The 23,643-nt window shown below is 63.9% G+C and carries 28 protein-coding genes; 24 read left to right on the top strand and 4 right to left on the bottom strand.

All coding sequences use genetic code 11. The features are described from left to right. The first annotated feature begins 157 nt into the window (after positions 1–157). From XH91_RS22030 to XH91_RS39435, 10 genes are all read left to right on the top strand, one after another. A complete protein-coding gene (locus XH91_RS22030) occupies positions 158–1,039 on the top strand; it encodes an FAD binding domain-containing protein (RefSeq protein WP_128952507.1) in 882 nt (293 codons plus the stop codon). Then, entirely contained in the window at positions 1,036–1,521 is a 486-nt protein-coding gene (locus tag XH91_RS22025) for a (2Fe-2S)-binding protein (RefSeq protein ID WP_128952506.1), read from the top strand. Before XH91_RS22030 ends, XH91_RS22025 begins: the two co-directional genes overlap by 4 nt. Beyond that, the gene (locus XH91_RS22020; RefSeq protein WP_128952505.1) at positions 1,518–3,911 is read left to right on the top strand and encodes a xanthine dehydrogenase family protein molybdopterin-binding subunit; all 2,394 of its coding nucleotides are present in this window, start codon (positions 1,518–1,520) and stop codon (positions 3,909–3,911) included. Before XH91_RS22025 ends, XH91_RS22020 begins: the two co-directional genes overlap by 4 nt. A gap of 64 nt (positions 3,912–3,975) precedes the next feature. After that, a complete protein-coding gene (locus XH91_RS22015; protein ID WP_128952504.1) occupies positions 3,976–5,259 on the top strand; it encodes an amino acid ABC transporter substrate-binding protein in 1,284 nt (427 codons plus the stop codon). A gap of 110 nt (positions 5,260–5,369) precedes the next feature. Beyond that, complete coding sequence (locus tag XH91_RS22010) at positions 5,370–6,251, top strand: branched-chain amino acid ABC transporter permease (RefSeq protein WP_128952503.1); 882 nt, start codon at positions 5,370–5,372, stop codon at positions 6,249–6,251. Then, the gene (locus XH91_RS22005) at positions 6,248–7,207 is read left to right on the top strand and encodes a branched-chain amino acid ABC transporter permease (RefSeq protein WP_128952502.1); all 960 of its coding nucleotides are present in this window, start codon (positions 6,248–6,250) and stop codon (positions 7,205–7,207) included. The genes XH91_RS22010 and XH91_RS22005 overlap by 4 nt, the downstream gene beginning before the upstream one ends. Further along, on the top strand, positions 7,204–7,944 hold the full coding sequence (locus XH91_RS22000) for an ABC transporter ATP-binding protein (RefSeq protein WP_128952501.1): 741 nt from the start codon (positions 7,204–7,206) through the stop codon (positions 7,942–7,944). Before XH91_RS22005 ends, XH91_RS22000 begins: the two co-directional genes overlap by 4 nt. A 37-nt stretch (positions 7,945–7,981) precedes the next feature. Continuing rightward, positions 7,982–8,671, top strand: a complete 690-nt coding sequence (locus tag XH91_RS21995; RefSeq protein ID WP_245477172.1) for an ABC transporter ATP-binding protein — start codon at positions 7,982–7,984, stop codon at positions 8,669–8,671. Positions 8,672–8,800: 129 nt separating this feature from the next. Next, the gene (locus tag XH91_RS39440; RefSeq protein ID WP_245477360.1) at positions 8,801–9,394 is read left to right on the top strand and encodes a glycoside hydrolase family 3 protein; all 594 of its coding nucleotides are present in this window, start codon (positions 8,801–8,803) and stop codon (positions 9,392–9,394) included. Positions 9,395–9,542: 148 nt separating this feature from the next. Then, positions 9,543–9,734 carry a fibronectin type III-like domain-contianing protein gene (locus XH91_RS39435; protein WP_245470714.1) on the top strand — a complete coding sequence of 64 codons (192 nt, stop codon included), beginning with the start codon at positions 9,543–9,545 and terminating at the stop codon, positions 9,732–9,734. Positions 9,735–9,979: 245 nt separating this feature from the next. On the opposite strand, the gene XH91_RS21980 is transcribed toward XH91_RS39435, so the two are convergent. From XH91_RS21980 to XH91_RS21970, 3 genes are all read right to left on the bottom strand, one after another. Continuing rightward, on the bottom strand, positions 9,980–11,059 hold the full coding sequence (locus XH91_RS21980) for a YeeE/YedE family protein (RefSeq protein ID WP_128952500.1): 1,080 nt from the start codon (positions 11,057–11,059) through the stop codon (positions 9,980–9,982). A 74-nt stretch (positions 11,060–11,133) separates the two neighbouring features. Then, complete coding sequence (locus XH91_RS21975) at positions 11,134–11,484, bottom strand: ArsR/SmtB family transcription factor (protein ID WP_092183595.1); 351 nt, start codon at positions 11,482–11,484, stop codon at positions 11,134–11,136. Positions 11,485–11,519: 35 nt separating this feature from the next. After that, positions 11,520–11,891, bottom strand: coding sequence for a thioredoxin domain-containing protein (locus tag XH91_RS21970; protein ID WP_128952499.1), 372 nt, complete (start codon positions 11,889–11,891; stop codon positions 11,520–11,522). A 73-nt stretch (positions 11,892–11,964) separates the two neighbouring features. On the opposite strand from XH91_RS21970, the gene XH91_RS21965 reads away from it, so the two are divergent. Then, complete coding sequence (locus XH91_RS21965) at positions 11,965–12,696, top strand: cytochrome c biogenesis CcdA family protein (RefSeq protein ID WP_128952498.1); 732 nt, start codon at positions 11,965–11,967, stop codon at positions 12,694–12,696. On the opposite strand, the gene XH91_RS21960 is transcribed toward XH91_RS21965, so the two are convergent. Next, positions 12,693–13,412, bottom strand: coding sequence for a hypothetical protein (locus XH91_RS21960; RefSeq protein WP_164933728.1), 720 nt, complete (start codon positions 13,410–13,412; stop codon positions 12,693–12,695). The genes XH91_RS21965 and XH91_RS21960 overlap by 4 nt on opposite strands. A gap of 86 nt (positions 13,413–13,498) precedes the next feature. Between XH91_RS21960 and XH91_RS21955 the strand changes: the two genes are divergently transcribed. The 13 genes from XH91_RS21955 (at position 13,499) to XH91_RS21895 (ending at position 23,638) form a co-directional block, all read left to right on the top strand. Next, the gene (locus XH91_RS21955; RefSeq protein ID WP_430648560.1) at positions 13,499–14,080 is read left to right on the top strand and encodes a SoxW family protein; all 582 of its coding nucleotides are present in this window, start codon (positions 13,499–13,501) and stop codon (positions 14,078–14,080) included. Positions 14,081–14,208: 128 nt separating this feature from the next. Further along, positions 14,209–14,664, top strand: coding sequence for a sulfur oxidation c-type cytochrome SoxX (soxX, locus tag XH91_RS21950; protein WP_164933727.1), 456 nt, complete (start codon positions 14,209–14,211; stop codon positions 14,662–14,664). Between the two features lie 18 nt (positions 14,665–14,682). Then, entirely contained in the window at positions 14,683–15,135 is a 453-nt protein-coding gene (gene soxY / locus XH91_RS21945; protein ID WP_128952496.1) for a thiosulfate oxidation carrier protein SoxY, read from the top strand. Positions 15,136–15,153: 18 nt separating this feature from the next. Next, the gene (gene soxZ / locus XH91_RS21940; protein ID WP_128952495.1) at positions 15,154–15,480 is read left to right on the top strand and encodes a thiosulfate oxidation carrier complex protein SoxZ; all 327 of its coding nucleotides are present in this window, start codon (positions 15,154–15,156) and stop codon (positions 15,478–15,480) included. Positions 15,481–15,508: 28 nt separating this feature from the next. Further along, the gene (soxA, locus tag XH91_RS21935) at positions 15,509–16,330 is read left to right on the top strand and encodes a sulfur oxidation c-type cytochrome SoxA (RefSeq protein WP_128952494.1); all 822 of its coding nucleotides are present in this window, start codon (positions 15,509–15,511) and stop codon (positions 16,328–16,330) included. Between the two features lie 27 nt (positions 16,331–16,357). Then, positions 16,358–18,049 (top strand): thiosulfohydrolase SoxB, encoded by a 1,692-nt coding sequence (gene soxB, locus XH91_RS21930; protein WP_128952493.1) that lies wholly within the window; start codon positions 16,358–16,360, stop codon positions 18,047–18,049. 6 nt (positions 18,050–18,055) lie between these two features. Continuing rightward, the gene (gene soxC, locus XH91_RS21925; protein ID WP_128952492.1) at positions 18,056–19,327 is read left to right on the top strand and encodes a sulfite dehydrogenase; all 1,272 of its coding nucleotides are present in this window, start codon (positions 18,056–18,058) and stop codon (positions 19,325–19,327) included. Next, on the top strand, positions 19,311–20,003 hold the full coding sequence (locus XH91_RS21920) for a c-type cytochrome (protein WP_164933726.1): 693 nt from the start codon (positions 19,311–19,313) through the stop codon (positions 20,001–20,003). Before soxC ends, XH91_RS21920 begins: the two co-directional genes overlap by 17 nt. Before the next feature lie 26 nt (positions 20,004–20,029). Continuing rightward, entirely contained in the window at positions 20,030–20,464 is a 435-nt protein-coding gene (locus XH91_RS21915; protein WP_245477171.1) for a DsrE family protein, read from the top strand. 14 nt (positions 20,465–20,478) lie between these two features. Then, the gene (locus XH91_RS21910) at positions 20,479–21,384 is read left to right on the top strand and encodes an alpha/beta hydrolase (RefSeq protein WP_128952489.1); all 906 of its coding nucleotides are present in this window, start codon (positions 20,479–20,481) and stop codon (positions 21,382–21,384) included. A gap of 8 nt (positions 21,385–21,392) precedes the next feature. Further along, a complete protein-coding gene (locus XH91_RS21905) occupies positions 21,393–21,836 on the top strand; it encodes a DsrE family protein (protein WP_128952488.1) in 444 nt (147 codons plus the stop codon). A gap of 81 nt (positions 21,837–21,917) precedes the next feature. Beyond that, positions 21,918–23,003: a YeeE/YedE family protein gene (locus tag XH91_RS21900; protein WP_128952487.1), complete on the top strand. Its 1,086-nt coding sequence runs from the start codon at positions 21,918–21,920 to the stop codon at positions 23,001–23,003. Positions 23,004–23,086: 83 nt separating this feature from the next. Next, positions 23,087–23,638 (top strand): YeeE/YedE thiosulfate transporter family protein, encoded by a 552-nt coding sequence (locus tag XH91_RS21895; protein ID WP_128952486.1) that lies wholly within the window; start codon positions 23,087–23,089, stop codon positions 23,636–23,638. Positions 23,639–23,643: the final 5 nt, after the last annotated feature.

The raw sequence follows: 23,643 nt of genomic DNA, 5'->3' as shown, positions 1-23,643 counted from the left end.
GAACCATTCTTGTTTGGCGTGAGCGTGCGTCGGCAGCTCGAGCAGGGCAAGTCCGAAAGTCGATAGGACTGTAAAATCAAGTAGCTTGACCTTTGTAAAGTCCGACCCTCTAATTCGTGAAAAGCAGAAGAGCAGGGCCGGGGAGGGACTTGCCTGAATGAAAGCCTCGGCTTTCGCATACGCACGCGCGACGAGCGTTGCTCATGCGCTGGAGCTGCTTGCCGTCCACGGTGAGAAGGCGAGGGTGCTTTCGGGCGGGCAAAGCCTGATTCCCGCGATGAATCTGCGGCTGGTCGCTCCGGACGTGATCGTCGATATCGGCGGGCTCGCCGAATTGCGCGGGATCGCGGTCGAGGGCAAGACGCTCGTCATCGGCGCGCTGACCCGCCATGCCGACCTCCTGAAATCATCCGACATTGCGAAATTCGTCCCGCTTCTCGCCGCCGCAGTGGCGCACATCGCGCACCCCGCAATTCGCAACCGGGGCACCGTTGGCGGCAGCCTTGCGCAAGCCGATCCGGCATCCGAGCTGCCCGCGTGCATGCTGACGCTGGGCGCCTCCATCGTGGTGCGCGGTCCCGGCGGCGAGCGGCGGATTGCCGCGGAGGAGTTTTTCAGAGGGATTTACGAGACGCAGCTTGCCCCGCAGGATCTGCTGGTCGCCGTAGAACTACCGGTGGCCGACAGTGGCTCGGCGCATTTCTTCCAGGAGTTTGCGCGGCGGCACGGCGACTATGCGATCACAGGCCTTGCGGCGCAGGCCTTGCTGGAGGGCGACCGGTTCGCCGCCCTCCGGCTCGGCTATTTCGCGGTCGGCGACAGGCCGGTTCTGGCGGAGGCCGCTGACAAACTGACTGATGTTGCCGTCACGCCGGCGCTCCTGGCTGAGGCCTCCGATGCGCTTTCAGACGAGCTTGATCCGCATGAGGATCAGCAGGCGACGCCGGCCATGCGCCGGCATCTCGCACGAATATTGCTGAGGCGGTGTGTGGCGTCGCTGCTGAAACGTCCCGATCTCCAACTCGGAGGCGTTGCGTGACGGCTCCAGTGGCGATCTCGCTCTCGGTGAATGGGGAACGCGTCGAAGCGCATGTCCTGCCGCGGCTCAACCTTGCGGATTTCCTGCGCGAGCATCTCGAGCTGACGGGCACGCATCTCGGGTGCGAGCATGGTGTGTGCGGCGCCTGCACGGTCCGCGTCGGCGGCGAGATCGTGCGTTCCTGTCTGATGCTGGCCGTGCAAGCGAACGACACCGCGGTCGAAACGATCGAGGGCTTGTCCGATTCCGGCGAGATCGCCGACCTGCAGGCGGCATTTCGCGACCGCAATGCACTGCAGTGCGGCTTCTGCACGCCGGGCATGCTGATGGCGGCGCAGGATCTGTTGCGCGAGAAGCGGATGCCCGCACGCGACGAAATCCGTGAGCATCTCTCGGGCAACTACTGCCGCTGCACCGGCTACCAGGCGATCATCGACGCGGTGGAAGCGACGGCGCGGATGCGGATGGAGCTGAAGGTATGAGCTCGATCCGCAGCAATCCCGAAAGGCTGTCGGTGCTGGACCACCCGAACTCCTATATCGGCAGGACGGTGCCGCGACCGAATCTCGACCGGCTTCTGCAGGGACGCGGCAGCTATGTCAGCGATCTCGAGCTGCCGCGAATGGCGCATGTCGTGTTCCTGCGCTCGCCGCATGCACATGCGAAGATCGTAAGCATTGATGTCGGCGCGGCCAAGCAGATCCCGGGCGTGATCGCGGTCGTGACGGGCAAGGAGCTTGCAGCCGTCATCACGCCTTGGGTCGGCGTGCTCTCGCATCTCAAGGGCCTCAAATCCGCGCCGCAATCGGCGATCGCCGTCGATCGGGTCTGCTGGCAAGGTGAGGCCGTGGCCGCCATCGTGGCGACGAGCCGCGCGGCGGCCGAGGATACCGCGGAACATGTTGTGGTCCAGTACGAGGAACTCGAAGCCGTCACCGACATGCGCACGGCGCTGGATCCGGCGACACCGATCATTCATGCTTCACTCGGCGACAATCTCGCATTCGAGCGTATCCACGAGGCTGGCGCCGTGGATCAGGCCTTTGCCGAATCCGACGCGGTGGTGGAGGCCGATTTCGTCTTCGGCCGGCACACCGGCGTGACGCTGGAGCCGCGGTCCGTCGTTGCCGACTGGAACGCCGCCGAAGCGCGGCTCACGATCTATCAGGGTACCCAGGCCCCGCACATGGTGCAGAACATCGCGGCGCTGCATCTGGGGCTGCGGGATTCGCAGGTTCGCGTTGTCTGCAAGGATGTCGGCGGCTCCTTCGGCATCAAAGTGCACGTCTACGCCGACGAGATGGCGACCTATGCGCTGGCGAAGCTGCTGCGTCGCCCCATCAAATTCGTCGCCGATCGCGTCGAGAGCTTCAATACCGACATCCACGCCCGGGATCATCGCTGCAAGGGCAAGATCGGAGTCAAACGCGACGGTACCATCACGGCGTTCGAGATCGACGATTTGACTGGAATCGGTCCCTATTCGATGTATCCGCGCACCAGTGCCATCGAGGCCAACCAGGTCGTCAACCTCGTCGGCGGCCCCTACACCAACAAGAACTATCGCGCGCGGGCACGGGTGGTGTTCCAGAACAAGAATGTGATGTGCCAGTACCGCGCCGTCGGCCATCCCATTGCCTGTTCGGTGACGGAGGGGCTGATCGATCTTGCCGCGCTGAAGATCGGCATGGACCCAGTGGAGATCCGCCGCCGCAATCTGATCGCCGACGACGCTTACCCCTGTGCCTCGTCATCGGGGCTGCGGTTCGAGCAGTTGTCGCATCACGCCTCGCTGACCAAGATCGTCGAGATGATGGACTACCAGGCGCTGCGGGCTGAGCAGGCCAGGTTGCGCAAGGACGGCATCTTTCGCGGCATCGGCATAGCGAGCTTCATTGAGGTGACCAACCCGAGCGCCGCGTTCTACGGGGTTGGCGGAGCCAGGATATCGTCGCAGGACGGCGTCGCGGTGCGGCTCGATGCGCAAGGCTCGGTGATCTGCCAGACCAGTATCACCGAGCAGGGGCAGGGCTCGGAATCGCTCACGGCCCAAATCGTGGGCAGTGTCCTCGGCGTCTCCATGGACCGCGTCCGCGTCATGCTTGGTGATACCGACATGACGCCTTACGGCGGCGGCACCTGGGCGTCGCGCGGTGCCGGCATCGGCGGGGAGGCGGCGTTGCAGGCGACAAAGATCTTACGCCAAAATATCCTCGAGGTGGCCGCGGCCATCCTGCAAGCTAGTCCTGCCGAACTCGATATCGTGAACAATGGAGTGGTTGACGCTAGCGACGGCACGCCGCGCATCGATTTGAGCGAGCTCGCACGCATCGTCTATTTCCGTCCCGACACCTTACCGCCGGGCATCCGGCCCGAACTGATGGCGACGAGGCACTTCGTCCCTCGGGAGTACCCGTTTGCCTTCACTAACGGTGTTCAGGCCGCCTGGGTCGAGGTCGATACCGACACCGGCTTCGTCAAATTGCTGAGGCATTGGGTGGTCGAGGATTGTGGTACCATCATCAATCCGCAACTGGTCGACGAGCAGATCAGGGGCGGGGTCGTGCAGGGGCTCGGCGCGGCGCTGTTTGAAAAGTGCATCTATGACGATCGCGGACAACTCACCAATGCCAACATGGCCGACTATCTGGTGCCGATGTCCGGCGAGATGCCCGATATCGACGTCGGCCATGTGGTCTCGCCGACGCGCGAGTCCGAGCTTGGCGCCAAGGGCGCGGGCGAGGCGGGCACCGCGGGGGCGGCCGCGGCGGTGACCAACGCGGTCAACGACGCGCTCACACCGTTCGATACAATAATTACAGAGATTCCCCTGACGCCGCAGGTTATCCTGACGGCTCTGGGGAAAATCTGACGAGGGACGCTGCTGGCCAAACACGATCAGGCCAAACAACAATATACAAGGGAGGAAATTGCCTATGTCGAAGAGGGTATCCAAGCCAGGATCGATCTCGCGTCGTCGCCTGCTGGCGTCCGCGGGTGCCGCGATCGCTGCTTCCCCGCTCGGGGCGAACCTGTTGCAGGCGCAAGCGGCTCCGATCAAAATCGGCATGAGCATGCCGCAAACCGGTGGTCTCGCAGGCGGCGGCAAGGCGTCGTTGCTCGGCATCGAGATCTGGCGGGACGACGTCAACGCCAAAGGCGGGCTACTTGGCGGCCGCAAGGTCGAACTGGTGGTCTATGACGACAAGTCGAGCGCCTCGGAGACGCCAGCGATCTATTCGAAGCTGATCGATATCGACAAGGTCGACCTCTTGTTCGCGCCGTATGCGACGGTACCGACGGCGCCGATCATGCCGATGGTCAAACAGCGTGGGCTTCTGCTGATCGGAAACTTCTCTTTCCAGGTCAACAGCAAGGTCGGCCACGATATGTGGTTCAACAACGCGCCGTGGGGACCGGCTGACAGCTGGGCGACCTCGTATCTCGATATCGGCCAGAAGGCTGGCGGAAAATCCATGGCGCTGCTTTCGGCTGACCAGGAATTCGCGCAGAATCTGGCGAAGACCGCGCGCGAGGTCGCGACCAAGCGCAACTTGCCGATCGTGTTCGACCAGGCCTATCCGCCGAACACGGTCGAGTTTTCCAGCATCATCCGCGCGCTCAAGGCGACCAAGCCCGACATCGTTTACGTCGCGTCCTATCCGCCGGACTCCACCGGCATTCTGCGCGCCGTCAACGAGATCGGCATCGGCGACAGCGTCAAGGTTTTCGGCGGCGGCATGGTCGGCCTTCAGTTTGGTGCCGTGATGGAGAATATGGGCTCGCTGCTCAACGGCGTTGTCAACTACAACACTTGGCTTCCCGAGAAGAGCATGTACTTCGAGGGAACCAGGGAGTTCTTCGACAAGTACACCAAGCGGGCTGTGGAAGCGAAGATCGACCCGCTCGGCTACTATCTGGCACCGTTCGGCTATGCCAGCGGCCAGCTCACCGAGCAGGCCATCAGTGCCGTGGGGTCGCTGGATCAAAAGGCACTCGCAAAATATCTGCGTGAGAACACACACAAGACCATCGTCGGTCCGATCGCGTTTTCGGCCGACGGCGAGCGGAAGGAAACAGCCGTGTTGCAGGCTCAGTTCCGTGGCGTCGTGGACAAGAACATCGAACAGTTTCGTAGCTCCGGCAAACAGGTGATCCTGTTTCCTGACCATCTGAAGTCCGGCGAACTGGTGGCTCCGTTTGAGGCGGCGCGAACATAGGCCGCGTGTCTCGAGGCGGCCCGGGAAAAGTCATCCCGGGCCGCAAGTTCGAATACTCCAGTGCGGGCCGCTCGAGGGCGCTTCTCGAGCCGGGCCAAGGGGGACCTCAATTGTTTTCACTGGATCTGCTGCTCGATGCGGTGGTGATCGGGGTGTTGCTCGGCTGCTTTTACGGAGCGGTCAGCCTCGGGTTGTCGGTATCGTTTGGATTGCTCGACGTCCCCCATGTAGCGCATCCGGCGTTTCTGGTGCTGGCGTCCTATGCGGTGTATTTCCTCAACGAGAACTATGGGGTTGATCCGCTGGTCGCCGGGCTGGTGATCACGCCGATATTCTTCCTGTTAGGGCTTACGGCCTATCGCCTGTACTACGAGACGTTCGAGAAGCGGGGCAGCGACGCCGCCGTGCGCGGCATTGCCTTCTTCTTCGGCGTCGCCTTCATCATCGAGGTGCTGATCATTCTGCAATTCGGCGTCGACCAACGTTCCGTCTCTGCCAGCTATATCGGCAAGGCATGGCGGCTCGGTGATATCCGCATTCCGTACCGGCTTCTCGTTGCCTTCGCTGTCGCGACTGTGCTGACAATGTTGCTCACCTTGTATCTGTCGCGGACGTTCATGGGCCGCGCCATCCGCGCGGTGGCGCAAGATCAGGAAGCACTGCGGTTGATGGGCGCCAACCCGATCAAGGTCAAGCAGTGGGCCTTTGGGATCGCCACCGCCGTGCTCGGGATATCAGGTGCCTTGCTCATCATCGTTTCTCCCGTCGACCCAACGCTCGACCGCGCCTATATCGGACGCACATTCTGCGTCGTGGTGATGGCGGGGCTCGGCAGCCTCGGAGGCACGCTCGTCGCCGCCATCATTCTGGGCGTTGCGGAGTCGATTGTCCTTACCCTGTTCGGCGCTTCCTGGGCTCCGGCGATTTCCTTTGCGATGTTGCTCGCCATTCTGGCCGTGCGGCCACAGGGCCTGTTTGGCAGGCGATCATGAAACGCAACGGCGTTGCCTTCTGGATCGGAGCGATCATCTTTCTCGCTGCCGTCCTCGTGATGACCCAGGTCGTCGATAACCAATATCCGTTCTTCGCCGGCTACGTCATCCTGCAATCCATCGCGCTCGCCGTTGCATGGAGTATCCTTGGCGGTTATGCGGGTTATGTGAATTTCGGCACCAGCGCGTTTTACGGCGTTGGTGTCTATGCCTCGGTCTTTATGGTGACTGCCTTTGGTGCGCCGCTTCCCGTGCAGATCCTGACCGGCGCCGCGATCGGCGCGCTCATGGGGCTTGCGCTCGGTCTTCTGACGCTTCGCATGCAGGGCATCTTCTTCTCGATCGCGACGATTGCCCTGACGATCGTCATCGAGACGACGGTCACGAACTGGCGATATGTCGGTGGGGCGGCGGGCATTCAGATCCAGCGGCCGGCAGTGACCCCACCGTTCGACAGCTATGTTCAAATGCTGTTCTTCGTCCAAGCTGTCCTCGTGGTCCTGGCGGTTGCGATCTCGCGTTACATCCAGAATTCGTGGATCGGTCGCGGCTTGCAGGCGCTCAGGGACGACGAACTTGCGGCCGAATGCACGGGCGTGCCGACCTTGCGGTTGAAGCTGCTCGCCTGCGTGATCTCAGGGTCGCTGATGTGCGCTGTCGGCGCCCCTGCCGCGATGTACCTGCAATACGCGGACCCGGGGTCGGCGTTCAATCTCAATTACTCCGTCACGACGCTGGCGATGTCGCTGATCGGTGGAACCGCGCATTGGGCTGGGCCCATCATCGGTGCGATCCTGCTCGGCACGACGCAACAAGTGCTGACCGTCACGATCTCGTCGGAAGTTAATCTGCTAGTGCTCGGCTTGATGCTGGTGCTGTTCGTCGTGGGCGCACCGGAGGGTATCGTCGGCCTGATCAAAAAGCTGCGCGCCAACCGAAAGGAGGGGAAGATATGAGCCTCTCCGAGACCCAGGCGCCGCTGCTACGGATTTGTGCGCTCACGAAGCGCTTTGGCGGGTTCACAGCGCTCCATAGCGTCAGCGTCGATATCAGGCCCGGCGAGCGCTTCGGTCTGATCGGTCCGAACGGCTCCGGCAAGACGACACTCATCAACTGCATTTCCGGCGCGTTTCGCACTGAACCCGGCACCATCATGTTTCGCGACGAGGACATTACGCCGCTCCAGCCTCACCTGCGCACGCGCCGGGGCATTGCCCGCAGCTTCCAGATTCCGCGGCCGTTCCGGAGCATGACGGTTGCCGAAAACCTCATGGTCGCACTCGACTTCGCCGCGCACGAGCACGTCTCTGTGGCGCAGCGCCGGGACACCATGATGTCGATCCTCGATCAAATGGGGCTGGGGTCGAAGGCCAACGTCTCCGCCACGCAGCTCAGTCAGGTGGAATTGCGCAAGATGGAACTCGCGCGTGCGATGGCGACGCACCCCAAGCTGCTGATTTCGGACGAGGCCATGGCGGGCCTTTCCAGCTCGGAGGTCGACGAGGTGTTGGACCTGCTGTTGAACCTCGCAAGCCGGGACATCACCATCATCATGATCGAGCATATCATGCAGGCAGTGATGCGCTTCTCCGAGCGTGTCATGTGCCTTGATGCCGGCCGGATCATCGCAATCGGAGCGCCGTCCGAAGTCATGGCCGACAAACGGGTGCAGGAGGCCTATCTTGGCACTTAGCCTGGCCATCAACGACCTTGATGCGGGTTACGGCGCCGTGAAGGCGCTGCGCGGCGTTTCGCTCCATGTCGATGCCGGCGAAACCGTCGCCTTGCTCGGCACCAACGGCAATGGCAAGAGCACGCTCATGAAGTGCATCGCGGGCCTGGTGCGGCCGCAACGCGGCGTCATCTCTTTGACGATTGACGGAGCCACGCACGATCTGTCCCGTCTTTCGACGGAAGAGATCGTCGACCTCGGCGTAGCAATGGTTCCAGAAGGCCGGCGGTTGTTCCCTCGGTTGACCGTGCTGGAAAATCTGATGCTCGGCGCGTTCCGCAAGGCTGCCAGGCGCAATATCGACCGCAACCTGGCGGTCGCTTTCGAAACGTTTCCCGTTCTCAAGGAGCGGCAGGCGCAACTGGCGGGCACCATGTCGGGCGGGCAACAGCAGATGCTGGCCATTGCGCGCGCCCTCATGTCGTCGCCACGGTTGTTGTTGGTCGACGAACCTTCGGTAGGTCTCTCGCCGCTCCTGGTCTCGCAGACGATCACCAAGATAGGCGAGCTCAATCAGCATCTCGGCCTGACGGTGCTGATGGCGGAGCAGAACTTCAACCAAGCGATCCGGATCGCCGGCCGTGGCTATATCATTGTCCATGGCGAGATCGTCGTCTCGGCCGGCTCGGTGGACGAATTGCGGGGCAACGATATCGTCAAGCGGCTCTATCTTAGCGGCGCTGCGTGATTACTGCCTGACTGAGGCCAACTCACGCGCCGTTTGGCGGCGCAGCGAGACCGCTCGTCAGCACTCGTCCGCCGCCTGCCTGGGAAATTCAAGTCCTTCACTTGTGCCACAAGCCTGCTCACATTGGCCGTGATCGAATTCGGCTCGAAGCGATTCGACAATCTCCGCTTTTCGGCCTTGCGCGCCGGCATCGGCCGTCCCCTCGGCGACGCCGATATCGCCGCGGCCGCAAAGGCTGCCGCAGCAGCCGAGACCGCTCTCGTATTCGTCGGGCGCTCCGGCGAATGGGATACGAAAGGCAGTGACCTTGACGGGATCACCTTGCCGGGCCGCCAAGACGAACTGGTCGAGGCGGTGCTGGCCGCCAATAGGCACACGATCGTCGTTCTGCAAACCGGCGGTCCGGTTGCATCGACGTGGATGCGTGACGCACCGGCGATCCTGCAGGCCTGGTACCCCGGACAAGAGGCCGGCAACGCAATCGCGGACGTTCTGTTTGGTGCAGCGGAGCCGGGGGGCCGTCTGCCGCAGACCTTTCCCACTCGCTGGCAGGGCAATCTGTCCTGGAGCGAGGATCCGCAGTTTATCCCGGCGAGGACGGCAGGGTTCACTATGCCGAGGGCGTGTTTATCGGCTACCGGCACTACGATCGTCACGGCATTGCGCCGATGTTCGCCTTCGGTCACGGGCTCGGCTACACCACCTTCGCCCTGTCAGATTTGACCGCCGCCGGAGACGGAACGGGAGCGCGTGTCGCAGTGACGCTGACCAACACCGGCCGGCGGCGCGGGAGCACGGTGGTACAGATCTATGTCGGCGATCCGAGGCGTCGGTTGCCCGTCCCCTGCGCGAGTTGAAGAGCTTCGCCAAGGTGACGCTCGATCCGGCTGAACGGCGCGAACTCACTCTCGCCTTGCCGCCACGTGCGTTTTCCTATTTCGACACGCGTGCGCAAGCGTGGCGGATCGAGGCCGGCCGCTTCGAGATATCCGCCGGCTTCTCAGTTGCCGACATTAGTCAGTCCGCGATGTTGCCGATGGTGGACAGCACGATCGCGGTGTGACAGCACCGCCGCTCCGACCAATGCAGCAAGGTTGTTGCCGAAACGGGTCGTTGCGGCGAGCTGGTGTCGGCACTCGACGTATCCGTCCAATCGCACGTGCTCAATCTGCTCGGTAAGCTCAAGCGGGAATTTCAGCTCACCTATATCTTCGTCGCGCACAACCTCGCCGCTGTCAGCTACATCAGCGACTGGATCGCGGTGTTGTACCTGGGCAGGATAGTCGAGATCGGCGAGGCCGCCGCCTTCTACATCGAGACGCCGAACAGCTTGCGCACTGCTGGCAACCACTCGCCGGTCATCGTGAACTCGAGCCCCAGTCGAGCTCCGCAGGCAATCGCCAGCATGGTAATCGGCGCCGAGGCGGCGAGCGTCGAGAACGCGGTCAAGCCCTGGCCGATGGTGCATCCCATCGATATGACGCCTCCGATACCCATCAGAAGCGCGCCGGTCATGTGACGCTTCAATTCGCGCGCGTCGTCGCAGGCCTCCCAGCGGAAGCCGCGCGCGAGCATCGCTGCGGCAAAAGAGCCCGCCACGACGCCGGCGACGGAGCCGATGCCGAAATTCAGCCGTGCGCCGGAGAAAGTTGCGACATAGAGGATGGTGTCGCCGAGCGGGGCCACGAAGGTGAGTGAGGAGACCCGCACGGGATCGAATTCGTCGTCCGCGAGCCACCCTGTCGCGAACCAGCCGAACGCGATCGCGACGCCGACGGCAAGGCCGGAGACCAGGAGCCGCGGCGAGCGGATCAGCCTGCCGTCTGCGAGCGCCCAAAACGCAAGCGCAGCGGCAATCGCTATCACGAGGACCGCGCGAGCCGTGCCGCCTGCGCCAAGCAGCGACGTCAGCGTTTGCGTGCTTCCCTCGGGAAGCCGCAGCGACAAGGGCTCGATCAGCGCCACGCGCAACATGCCGGTGATGCCGCGCATGGTCGCGAGCGCCGACAGGCCGAGCACGAGAAAGACCACGATGGCGCGGAGATCACCGCCGCCGACGCGCACCAGCGTGCCGAAGCCGCAGGTGCCGACCAGCGCCATGCCGACGCCGAACATCAGCCCGCCAATGATCGCGCCGCCAAGGCCGATCGATGCCGTCAGATAGATCGACCGCGACAGGTCGACGATGCCGAGCGCGGCGAGCGCCTGGGTTGCGAGCAGGGCCACGGCTGCAGCCAGCGCAAAGGATTTCAGCCGGCGATAATCCGATCCGAAGAATGCATCCTCGAGCATCGCGAGCGTACAGAAACGGCCGGCGCGGCCGGCAACGCCGAGCACGGCGCCGGCGGCAAGCCCGCATGCAAACGCTATGGTCGACGGACTGAGCATTCCTCCCACGAAATGTTTACTCTGCCTCTTTGGGCAGTTTGCGCCTGAGGGGTACGAAAATCCAGAGCGGAAAGTTACCGGCGGCGCCGGCGCACTGGCTCGCAGAACACGTCGTAGACGGCGGTGAGAATCTTGCGAACGTCCTCGTTGGCGAGGCTGTAGTAGATCGCCTTGCCGTCGCGGCGCGTCGTCACCAGCCGATCGAGTCGCAGCCGCGCGAGCTGCTGCGAGACGGTCGACTGCCGCTCGCCCAGGAACTGCTCGAGCTCGGTCACCGACTTCTCGCCCTCGGCGAGGATGCAGAGCAGCAGCAACCGCGACTCGTGCGACAGCGCCTTGAGCATGTCGCTCGCCTCGCGCGCCTTCTCGATCATCTGCTCGAGCTCGGCGGAGCCCTCGATCTCCTTCAGCTTTGGCAATGGCATCGCGTCAAATTCCCTAAGCAAGATCCAAAGAGCGGTCACGATCTGGCTGGTTCCGACCCTGTGCTGGACAGGATCCGGTCCAAGAGGCCGAAGAAGAAGGCATCCCCCGGATAGCCGCGAATGCGCCCGATCTCACGGCCTTCTTTTACCACGACGAAGGTCGGGGTGAAGGCGCCCGGATCAATTCCGGCGAGATCGGCGGGCAGGGGGCTGTTCAGGTCGACCCGGCGCAGCGGGGCGGCCTGGCTTTCCTCGGTCCTGGCGTAGATCGGCGCGATCTCGGCGTTGAAGCGCGCGCACCATACGCAGCCGGGGCGCTCGAACATGACGAGCTCGGCCGCGCGCGATCCCGTCGCGGACAGCGCGAGCGCGACGGTGACGGCGAGCAGGGCGATGATTCGGTTCATGAGGTCACGGGCCTCTGGACATCCTGGGCGCTTTATATCATTAAATTCGTATATGTGCTAGGGATGAGGCGCAATGACCTTGGACGTCACGCTGGGCGCGGCCTTTGTCGCGGGGCTCTTGTCGTTTCTGTCGCCCTGCATCCTCCCCCTGGTGCCGCCCTTCCTGTGTTACATGGCTGGCGTGTCGGTCACGGATCTGTCCGGCGACAGGCCGGATCTGCGGCCGCGTATCCTGGTCGCGGCGCTGGCCTTCGTGGCGGGCTTTTCGCTGGTCTTCGTCGCGCTCGGCTCGACCGCATCGATCGCGGGTCGCTTCGTCTCTGCGCATCTGTCGACCCTCGGCATGGTAGCCGGCGGCCTGATCATCGTCATGGGTCTGCATTTTCTGGGCGTCATCAGGATTCCGCTGCTCTATCGCAGCGCGACCGTGCAGGTCGATCATCGGCCGGCCGGCGTGGCGGGGGCCTTCGTCATGGGGCTGGCCTTTGCCTTCGGCTGGACGCCCTGCGCGGGGCCCATCCTTGCCGCGGTCCTGCTGATGGCAGGCTCAGAGGACACGACCGGACGCGGCGCGCTGCTGTTGTCGGCCTATTCGGTCGGGACCGGCATTCCGTTCCTGATCGCGGCCGCCTTCACCGGTCGTTTCATAGCGCTGCTTGGCCGCGCGCGCCGGCATCTCGGCCTGGTCGAGAAGACGATGGGCGTCTTTCTGGTCGCAACCGGCCTGATGTTCCTGACCGGTCTGATGCCGGCGGTCTCTGAATGGCTGCTGGAGCGATTCCCCGGGCTGACCAGTATCGGTTAGCCGTAGCGAAAATCGAGCAGCTGGGCGTAGGACTGCAGCTCGATCAGGTAGCGATGCACGAGCGGGCCGTCGCCGGCCATCGCCGCATGCGCGATCTCGCCGCTGCTCGCGATCGCGCCGTCGATCAGGCGGCGGAACTCGCTCTTCTCTGCGATCTCTGGACTTGCCCATTCGTTGCAGCGCTGCAGACGATCGCGGAACGTGCTTGCGGCTGCGACGGTGTCCTCGGCGTTTGCAGCTGCGGGTTGCTCGCCGTATCGCGTGGCGGCAACACGCAGCTTCTCCATCGCTGGTGATATCTCGAAGACGCAGTCGCCGAGATCGTAGAGGCCCGCATGACGCCTTAGGTCATGAAAGGACTGGCGAAGCGCAAGTAGCTCGCGGCCGGCGGCGATATTGTCTCCGCTGTCGAGTGCGCGCGTTGCTGCAGTCAACCGCTCGTGCCCCCGGTCGAGAAAATCCGATACCGCGGCTGGCGCGTAAGCGGGCAGGGAACCGGAGGCGTTCGGCTCCAGGCGTTTCCAAATGGCCACCGCCTCGTCGGTCTCCATCTGGGCCAGCGCAATGTTTCCGGTGCGCGCATAGCCGGCCGCGCTGCGCAGATTGGCCATGATCGGCGCCATCGCCGATCCGAAATCAGCAGATTTACCGGCCTCGACGCCCAGAACGAGCGCGGTCGAAGCCAGCCATGCCAAGAGGGCGATAATGCAGCGCAAGATCGGAAATCCTTGTCACATTCGTGTATTTGAATATCATAATGAAAATGACGGACGCGCAAGATCTTCCAAAGCACAAATCCATGATGATGCTTCGAGCGCCGACGCGGCGCGGCTTTCTTGCCCTGGCCTCGGGCGCGGCTCTCGCCGCCGGCCGCGGCGCGGCGGCCGCTGAGCCTGCGCTCGGCGAAGACGGAATCTATCACGAGCCCTGGTTCCTGCAGAGCTTCCTCGATCTGCGCGAGGACCTCGACAGCGCGGCCGCCGGCGGCAAGCGCCTCGCCATCATGTGGGAGCTGCGCGGCTGTCCCTATTGTCGCGAAACGCATCTGGTGAACTTTGCCGATGCCGGCATCACGACCTACATCCGCGACAATTTCGAGGTATTGCAGCTCAATCTGATCGGCTCCCGTAAGGTTACGGATTTCGACCGCCAGGAGTTGACCGAGAAGGAGCTCGCCCAGAAATACGCGATCAGGTTCACCCCGACATTTCAGTTCTTTCCGCCGTCGTCCGATGGGATCGAGGCGAAGGAGGCGATGGCTCGGGAAGTGGCGCGGGCACCGGGCTATCTCAAGCCGCCGCATTTCCTGTCGATGTTTCGTTTCGTGCGGGAGCGGGCCTATGAGCGCGGCTCGTTCAGGGATTTCCTCGGCGCAAATGGCTAGCGGAGAGCGTTTCGCGAATTTCGCTTGACGCCGTCGTTTATATGAACATATCATCATAATTGAATTTGATGGACTGTGAATCCATCGCGATCAAAAGCGGGCGTCACCCCGCTATAAGGGTAGGGAACATGCGGCGCTCGCTTGTGGCTGCGTTTGCACTGTGTCTGTCGGCCGGAGGCGCTCTTGCCCAGCAGCCGGCCGTGGCGCCGATCAAGCTCGACGTCGTCAATGACTCGCTGCCGAAGTCCCTGACCGGCACGCCCGGCAATGCCGAGGCCGGCAAGAAGGTGTTCCTGACGCGCACGCTCGGCAACTGCCTGGCCTGCCACCAGGTCACCAGCCTGAAATCCGAGGAATTCCACGGCGAGTTCGGTCCGTCGCTCGATGGCGTGGCCGGCCGCTATACCGAGGCGCAATTGCGCCTCATCGTCGCCGACCCCAAGCGCATCTTCACCAACACGGTCATGCCCGCGTTCTTTAGGAACGACGGCTTGAGCCGGGTGCGCCCGGAATTCGTCGGCAAGTCGATTTTGACGGCCGCGCAAGTCGAGGACGTCGTTGCTTTTCTCAAGACGCTGAACTGACGGCGAGGAGGACCAGGAATGAAGGCCATCAATCGACGGCAGGCTTTTGCGCTCGGGGGCGGCTTCGTCATGCTGACCCTGATGCCCATGGCGGCCGATGCCGAAGTGACGAACGACGCGGCCAAGTGGATCGAGAAGTTCACGGCCGGCAAGCAGCCCGCAAAGGGCAAGATCTCGCTCGACCTGCCGGAGATCGCGGAGAACGGCAACACCGTGCCGCTGTCGATCAACATCGAAAGCCCGATGACGGCGGTCTCCTACGTCACGGACGTCATGATCATTGCGGACGGCAACCCGAACGCGGGCGTCGCGACGTTGTCCTTCACGCCGCTGTCGGGCAAGGCGGAAGCCTCGATCCGCATCCGGCTCGCGGCCACGCAAAACGTGGTTGCGATCGCGAAGATGAGCGACGGCTCGTTGTTCACGGAACAGAAGACCGTCAAGGTCACCATCGGCGGCTGCGGCGGCTGAGGGCTGAGGAGAGAAAAGATGGCAGACAAACCGCGCATCAAGCTTCCGAAGGAAGCGACCAAGGGCGAGGTCATCCAGATCAAGACCCTGGTCTCGCATGTCATGGAATCGGGCCAGCGCAAGGACGCGCAGGGCAAGACCATTCCGCGCAAGATCATCAACAAGTTCGCCTGCGAGTTCAACGGCAAGCCGGTGTTTTCTTGCGCGCTGGAGCCGGCGATCTCGGCCAATCCCTACATCCAGTTCGACGCCAAGCTGGATGAGGCCGGAACGTTCAAGTTCTCCTGGACCGACGACGACGGCACCGTGATCACCGCCGAAGAGAAGATCGCGCTCAAGGCGTGATGCGCATCGCGCATTGAGGGAGGCTCGGATGGCGCCACGATATGTTGGGATAGCCGCTGCGATCGTGGCCGCCGCATCGATCGCGACGGTCGCCTTTGCAGAGGAGGCCGAGCGCAAGGGCATCCCGGCGCCGCCTGGCCACGTCTTCAAGACCATCATCTCCGGCTACGAGTTTCGCAGCAAGGAGACTCGCGCACTGCAGGACGACGATCTCGAAAATCCGGGTTTCCTCGCTGTGGAGCGCGCGGCGGACGTCTGGAAGAAGGTCGAGGGCAGCGAGGGCAAGTCCTGCATGAGCTGCCACGGCGAGGCCGAGACCAGCATGAAGGGCGTCGGCGCCGCCATGCCGAAATGGGATGACAGGCTGAAGAAGCCGGTCAATCTTGAGCAGCGCATCAACATCTGCCGCAGCGAGCACATGAAGGCGGAGCCCTGGAAATTCAAATCGCAGGAGCTGACCGACATGACGACTTTCGTGCGCTACCAGTCGCACGGCATGCCCGTGACGGTGAAGACTGACGGGCCGATGTCGCCCTGGTTCGAGCGCGGCAAGCAGATCTATTACACGCGCTACGGTCAGCTCGATCTCGCCTGCGAGTCCTGTCATGAGCGCAACAACGGCAAGTTCATGCGGGCCGACTTCCTGAGCCAGGGCCAGACCAATGGCTTTCCGACCTATCGACTGCGCGACCAGCGCCTGGTGCCGCTGCATGAGCGCTTCGAAGGCTGCATGTTCGACGTGCGCGCCGAGCCGTTCAAGCCGCTGTCGGACGAATTCCTTGCGCTTGAGCTCTATGTCGCCTGGCGCGGCATCGGATTGCCGGTCGAGACGCCGTCGGTACGCAATTGAAACGATGAGCATGCAGGAGCATCGGGCATGATCTCTCGCCGCGAGTTCATTCAGGTTGCTGCCGCGACGGCCGCCCTTTCGGCCGGTGTGGGTTCGGACCTGACCCGGGCGGTCGCGCAGCAGCGTCTGACCGAGAAGGAATTGCTGGCGTTCGAGCCGCTCGGCAACGTCACGCTGGTGCATGTGACCGACATTCATGGCCAGCTCATGCCGCTCTATTTCCGCGAGCCCTCGACCAATCTCGGCGTCGGCGATGCCAAGGGCCTTCCGCCGCACGTCACCGGCAAGGAGTTTCTTGCGCGCTTCGGCATCGCGCCCGGTTCGTCCGCGGCCTATGCCCTGACGTCGGAGGATTTCGAGGCGCTCGCCAAGAGCTACGGCCGGATCGGCGGCCTCGATCGCGCCGCCACCGTGATCAAGGCGATCCGCGCCGAGCGCGGCGACAAGGTCGCGCTGCTCGACGGCGGCGATACCTGGCAGGGCTCGTGGTCCTCGCTGAAGACGCGCGGCCAGGACATGATCGACTGCATGGCGCTGCTCAAGCCCGACGCGATGACCGGTCACTGGGAATTCACCTACGGCACCGAGCGCGTCAAGCAGGCGATCGAAGGCCTCGGCTTCCCGTTCCTCGGCCTCAACATCCGCGACACCGAGTGGAACGAGGCGGCGTTCGACGCCTCGACCATGATCGAGCGCGGCGGCGTCAAGATCGCGGTGCTGGGCCAGGCGTTCCCCTATACGCCCGTTGCCAATCCGCGCTGGATGATTCCGAACTGGTCGTTCGGCGTCCGTGAAGAGGACGTGCAGGCGCAGGTCGACAAGGCGCGCAAGGATGGCGCGCAGCTCGTCGTGCTGCTGTCGCACAATGGCTTTGACGTCGATCGCAAGCTTGCGAGCCGCGTCAAGGGCATCGACGTCATCCTGACCGGACACACCCATGACGCGCTGCCCGAGGCGGTCAAGGTCGGCAAGACGCTGCTGATCGCGTCGGGCTCGTCCGGCAAGTTCGTGTCGCGGCTCGACCTCGACGTCCGCGATGGCGAGGTGAAGGCGTTCCGTTACAAGCTCATCCCGCTGTTTTCCGACGTCATCGCGGCGGACGCCGAGATGGCCGCCAAGATTGCCGAGGTGCGCAAGCCCTTTGCGTCCGACCTGTCCAAGGTCCTCGGCAAGACGGACTCGCTGCTCTACCGCCGCGGCAATTTCAACGGCACGTTCGACGACCTGATCTGCCAGGCGTTGATGCAGGAGCGCGACGCCGAGATCGCGCTGTCGCCGGGCTTCCGCTGGGGCACCAGCGTGCTGCCGGGGCAGGACATCACCTTCGAGGACGTCACCAATGCGACCGCGATCACGTATCCGGCCGTCTACCGCATGGGCATGACGGGTTCGCGGTTGAAGGAGATCATCGAGGACGTCGCCGACAATCTCTTCAACGTCGATCCCTATTACCAGCAGGGCGGCGATATGGTGCGGATCGGCGGGCTGTCTTACGCGATCGATGTCACGAAGCCGCAAGGTAGTCGCATCTCGGACATGCAGTTGCTGAAGACCGGTGCGCCGATCGATCCCGCCAGGGAATATCAGGTCGCCGGTTGGGCCAGCGTCAACGAAGGAACCGAAGGGCCGCCAATCTGGGAGGTCGTAGCCAACTATCTCACCCGACAGAAGACGGTTCGCCTCGAACCCAACCGAGCGGTCAAAGTCACCGGAGCGTAAGAAGCGATGTCGAAGATGGACAGTCCCCGGAAATCCCGACGCAGTTTCCTGGCCGCTGGCGCCGGTGTTGCGGCATCGGTGCTCGCGAAGCCCGCTCTTGCGGGCGCCGGCAATCCCGCGAACCAGCCGCCCAACGTGCCTGAATGGAGCAAGTCGCTCGGTGAGGGCGTCGCCGTGCGCCCCTACGGCAAGCCGTCGAAGTTCGAGAAGGAGGTCATCCGGCGCGATGTCGAATGGCTGACGGCCTCTCGCGAGTCCTCGGTCAGCTTCACGCCGCTTCACGAGCTCGAAGGCATCATCACGCCGAACGGCCTCTGTTTCGAGCGGCATCATGGCGGCATCGCCGAGATCGATCCGGCCGATCATCGCCTGATGATCCACGGGCTGGTGGAGCGGCCGCTGATCCTGACGCTGGACGAGCTGAAGCGCTATCCGCGCGTCAACCGCATCCACTTCATGGAGTGCGCGGCGAATTCAGGCATGGAGTGGCGCGGCGCGCAGCTCAATGGCTGCCAGTTCACCCACGGCATGATCCACTGCGTGCAGTACACCGGCGTGTCGTTGCGCACGCTGCTGGAGGAAGCCGGCGTCAAAACCAATGGCAAGTGGCTGCTTGTCGAAGGCGCCGATGCGGCGGCGATGGATCGCAGCCTGCCGATCGAGAAGGCGCTCGATGACTGCATCATCGCCTACAAGATGAACGGCGAGGCGCTCTATCCCGAGCAGGGCTATCCGATGCGGCTCGTGGTCCCGGGCTGGCAGGGCAATCTCTGGGTCAAATGGCTGCGCCGCATCAAGGTCGGCGACCAGCCTTGGCACACTCGCGAGGAGACGTCGAAATACACGGACCTGCTGCCGAACGGCAAGGCGCGCCGCTTCACCTGGTCGATGGACGCCAAGTCTGTCATCACGAGTCCGAGCCCGCAGGCGCCGATCAAGCACGGCAAGGGCTTCACCATCGTCTCCGGGCTCGCTTGGAGCGGCAACGGCAAGGTCAAGCGCGTCGACGTATCGCTCGACGGTGGCCGCAACTGGTGGCCGGCGCGGCTGGATGGTCCCGTTCTCGACAAGGCGCTGACGCGCTTCTACTACGAGTTCGACTGGAACGGTGAGCCGCTGCTGCTGCAATCGCGCGTCCAGGACGAGACCGGCTATGTGCAGCCGAGCAAGGCCGAGCTGCGCAAGATTCGCGGTGTCAACTCCATCTATCACAACAATGGCATCCAGACCTGGCATGTGCAGGCCAATGGTGAGGTCGAGAATGTCGAAGTCGCCTAATTTCATCGCAGCCGCGCTGCTCGCTTGCGCGCTGGTCGCACCGGCGCTCGCGCAACAGAAGGCAGACGCCAGGGGCGGTCCGCGCTATCACATCGGTCGTGCGCCGACCGCGGACGAGATCCGCGGCTGGGATATCGACGTGCGGCCCGACGGCCAGGGCCTGCCGGAAGGCAAGGGCACCGTCGCGCAGGGCGAGAAGCTGTTCATGGACAATTGCTCGACCTGCCATGGCGAGTTCGGCGAGGGCAACGGCCGCTGGCCGGTGCTGGCGGGCGGCAAGGGCTCGTTGACGTCAGACAATCCGGTCAAGACGGTCGGCTCCTACTGGCCCTATGCCTCGACCGTGTTCGATTATGTCCGTCACGCCATGCCCTACGGCAATGCGGAGTCGTTCTCGGTCGACGAATATTATGCGCTGGTCGCCTATGTCCTCTACCTGAACGACGTCGTCACCGACCAGAACTTCGAGCTCACCAACAAGAACCTCGCCACGCTCAAGATGCCGAACGAGCAGGGTTTTGTGATGGACGATCGCGCCACCAGCGAGAGGTCGTTCTGGCAGAAGGACCCCTGCATGAAGGATTGCATCGCGCCGGTGAAGATCACCGGGCGCGCCGCGGTCATCGATGTGACGCCTGAGGACGGCAAGGACGGAAAGCCGCGGGGCGTGGAGTGAGAAGGGGCCGGGCGAGCCGCCGTGGAATGCTTCGCGGTCTGCTCGCAGCGGCCTTCATCGTGACAAGTCTCGCGGCCCCGTCCCGGGCGGCGGAGTCGCACAGGCTCGCGCTGCAGATCAGCGACGATGACCCGGTCAAGATGCGCGCGGTCCTCGATGTTGCGGCCAACGTGTCGCGGCATTATTCAGGGCAAGGCGAGGACGTCGAGATCGTGGTTGTCGCCTTCAATGGCGGCCTCGACATGCTGCTCGAGGATCGCTCGCCAGTGAAGGAGCGCCTGGTGAATTTCCTGAAATCGATGCCTAATGTGAGCTTCGTCGCCTGCGGCAACACGCTGGAAACGCTCACGGCGAAGGAAGGCAAACGACCGCCGCTGATCGAAGGCATCAGCGTCACCCAGGTCGGGGTTGCCATGCTGATGGAGCTTGCCGAAAAGAGCTGGACGATCGTCCGGCCATAGGGAGAGAGCCGCCGATGCGATGGTTGATGGGATTGGCGGTCTTGCTCCTTCTCGCCCGGCCTGCTGGCGCGGCCGAGCAGGAGCTGGAACTGTCGGTCTACGGCCGCACGACGCTCGCGACGCTGCGCACGCCAGCCGCGATGGGGCCGGACACGCCGCTCGTCGTGATGACCCACGGCACCCTTGCGCACAAGGACATGGAGGTCATTCAGGGCGTAGCCAAGGCGCTCGAGCAGCGCGGCATCGCTTCGCTCGCCCATACGCTGTCGCTGGGGATCGATCGCCGCAAGGGCATGTATGACTGCGCTGTCCGGCACGACCATACCGCAGGGGACGCTGTTGCCGAGATCGGCGCCTGGGTCGAGAAGGCGAAGGCCATGTCGCGGCAGGTCTTCGCGTTCGGTCATTCGCGCGGCGGCAACCAGGTTGCGCGCTATCTGGCGGCGAACGAGACGTCGCCGGTAGCGGGTGCGGTGCTGCTGGCGCCGGCGACCGCAAAGGCCGAGGCCGATTTGCGCGCCTCCTACGCCCAGACGTATGGCAAGCCGCTCGAGCCGTTCCTGGAGCAGGCGACGAAGGCCGTCGCAGCGGGACGCGGCGGAGAGTGGATGGACGTGCCCGGCTTCATCTATTGCCGCAACGCCGTGGTGACGGCGCGCGCCTTTGCGTCCTTCTATGTCGCCGATGCTGCGCAGGACACTGCGGCGCTGGTGGCGCGCATGAAGCTGCCCGTCCTGGTGCTCGCCGCAACCAAGGATACGGTCGTGCCCGATGTGGTAGCGTCCTTCGCACCGCTTGCCGATTCGAGCGGCGGCCGGGTGCAGCTCGACAAGATCGAGGATGCCGATCATTTCTTCCGCGACCTGTTCGCGGAAGATGTCGCCGACCGCATCGCCGAGTTCATCAAGCAGACCCGATAGGAGGGACCATGCAGCGTCGATCCATGCTTCGCGCGAGCCTTGCCGGACTGTTCGGCGCTCTTGCCGTACGCGAGGCGAGTGCTGCGACGGAAGCGCCGGCGCGGCAGCGCGTCGTCTATCACCTCGCCGACGCCGACCGCGTCGTCTTTGTGCTCGGCAACATCCAGAACCATGTCGATGGCGTCGGCGGGCCCGGCAAGGCCGATATCAGGCTGGTCGTGCATGGACCGGCACTCCGCGCCTTCCATGCGCTCGCCGCCGATGATCACACCATCGAGATGATGAAGAAGCTTGCCGACGCAGGCGTCGGGTTCGACGCCTGTGCCAACACCATGAAGGCGCAGGGCGTCAAGCTGGACGACCTCACGCCCGGCTTCGTGGTGGCCGAGAAGGGCGGCGTGGTGCGGCTCGCCGAGCTGCAACAGCAGGGATATGCCTATCTGCGCCCGTGAGCGCGCGAGCCTTGATTTGGCTCATATGGCGCGGCCGTAACGAGCGGTAGGTTAGCGGATCTCAAGGGAACCGAGACGGCCGTGCTGACGACACTCATCGACCTCTTCGGGGAAGACCGGCTGTCATGGCTGGGCGGCCTTCTGGTCGGTGGCCTCTTCGGCTTCTTCGCCCAGCGCAGCCGATTCTGCCTGCGCGCCGCGGCGGTCGAATTCTCCCGCGGCGAGGGCGGCCCGCGCCTTGCGGTGTGGCTCCTGACCTTTGCGGCGGCGCTGGTCGGCACCCAGGCGCTGGTCGCGCTCCGCTTCCTCGACGTGTCCGAGGCGCGCCAGCTCGCGCAGCAGGGCAGCATCTCCGGCGCGCTGGTCGGCGGCGTCATGTTCGGCTGCGGCATGATCCTCGCCCGCGGCTGCGCCAGCCGGCTGCTCGTGCTCTCCGCCAACGGCAATCTCAGGGCGCTGCTGTCGGGCCTGGTGTTTGCGGTCACCGCGCAGGCCTCCTATCGCGGCCTGCTGTCGCCCGCGCGCGAATGGGTGACCAATCTGTGGCTGGTCGACGGTGGCCCTTCGCGCGACATCATGGCGGTATTCGGCGGCGGGACGCCCGAGAAGCTCGCCTTCGGCGGATTGTGGCTGATCGCGGGGCTCGCCTTCGCGCTTCGCAGCCATCTGCCGCGGCGCCTGATCCTTGCAGCGCTGGCCACGGGCGTGGCCGTCGTCGCCGGATGGCTCTTCACCTACCAGCTCTCGCAGGCCTCGTTCGCGCCGGTGACGCTGAAAAGCCTCACCTTCAGCGGACCATCGGCCGAGTTGCTGATGCTGTTCCTGAACAGCCCGCAGCTCCGGCTCGGCTTCGACCTCGGCATCATCCCCGGCGTGTTCCTGGGCTCGTTCGTCGCCGCGGCCGGTGCCCATGAACTCAAGCTCGAGGGGTTTTCGGACGGGCTCGGCATGCGCCGCTACCCGCTCGGCGCGGTGCTGATGGGATTCGGCGCGATGCTCGCCGGCGGTTGTGCGGTCGGCGCCGGTGTGACCGGAGCCTCCGTATTCGCGCTCACCGCCTGGCTCGTGCTCGGCGGCATGTGGCTGGGGGCGGGGCTCACCGATCTGCTGGTCGATCGGGCCGGCCTGTCGCAACCGCAGCAAGCGGTCGGTTCTCCGCGCGCCTAATACTTTAGGCTTTGCTAAATTATGTTTCTTGAATATGATTTTCCCCGATGCGGACCGGTCGAGCCGCTGTCGGGGAGACACACATGACCACCATCACGGAAAGCTATGTTCGGCCAGCGCCGCGCACCGCGCGGATCGACTGGTCGCCTTATCTCGTCGGCGCGGGGATCGGGCTCTTGAGCTGGATCGCCTTTGCAGTGTTCGGTGACCCGCTCGGCGTCACCACCGCCTATTCGCGCGTCGCCTCGCTGTTCGCCGTTCCTGTGATCGGGCCGGAGGCGGTGGCGCAGAATTCCTACTGGAAGAGCATGCCGCTGAAATGGGACTACGGCGTCTGGTTTCTCGTCGGCATTCCCGCAGGTGCGTTCATCGCGGCGGTGATGTCGGGCACGTGGCGGCTCGAGCTCGTGCCTGAGGTCTGGAAGGAGCGGTTCGGACCGTCGATCGCCAAGCGCTTCGTCGGCGCGTTTCTTGGCGGTATCGTCATCATGTACGGCGCGCGGCTTGCCGGCGGCTGCACCAGCGGACACGGCATCTCCGGCGGTCTGCAACTCGCGGTGTCGAGCTGGTTGTTCCTGGCGGTGATGTTCGGCACCGGGCTCGGCATTTCCGCGCTCCTGTTCCGCAAGCCGTAAAGGAG

Source organism: Bradyrhizobium guangzhouense, from assembly GCF_004114955.1.
In the GTDB taxonomy this organism is placed as follows: Bacteria; Pseudomonadota; Alphaproteobacteria; order Rhizobiales; family Xanthobacteraceae; genus Bradyrhizobium; species Bradyrhizobium guangzhouense.
This window is presented reverse-complemented; position numbering and strand designations above follow the sequence as displayed.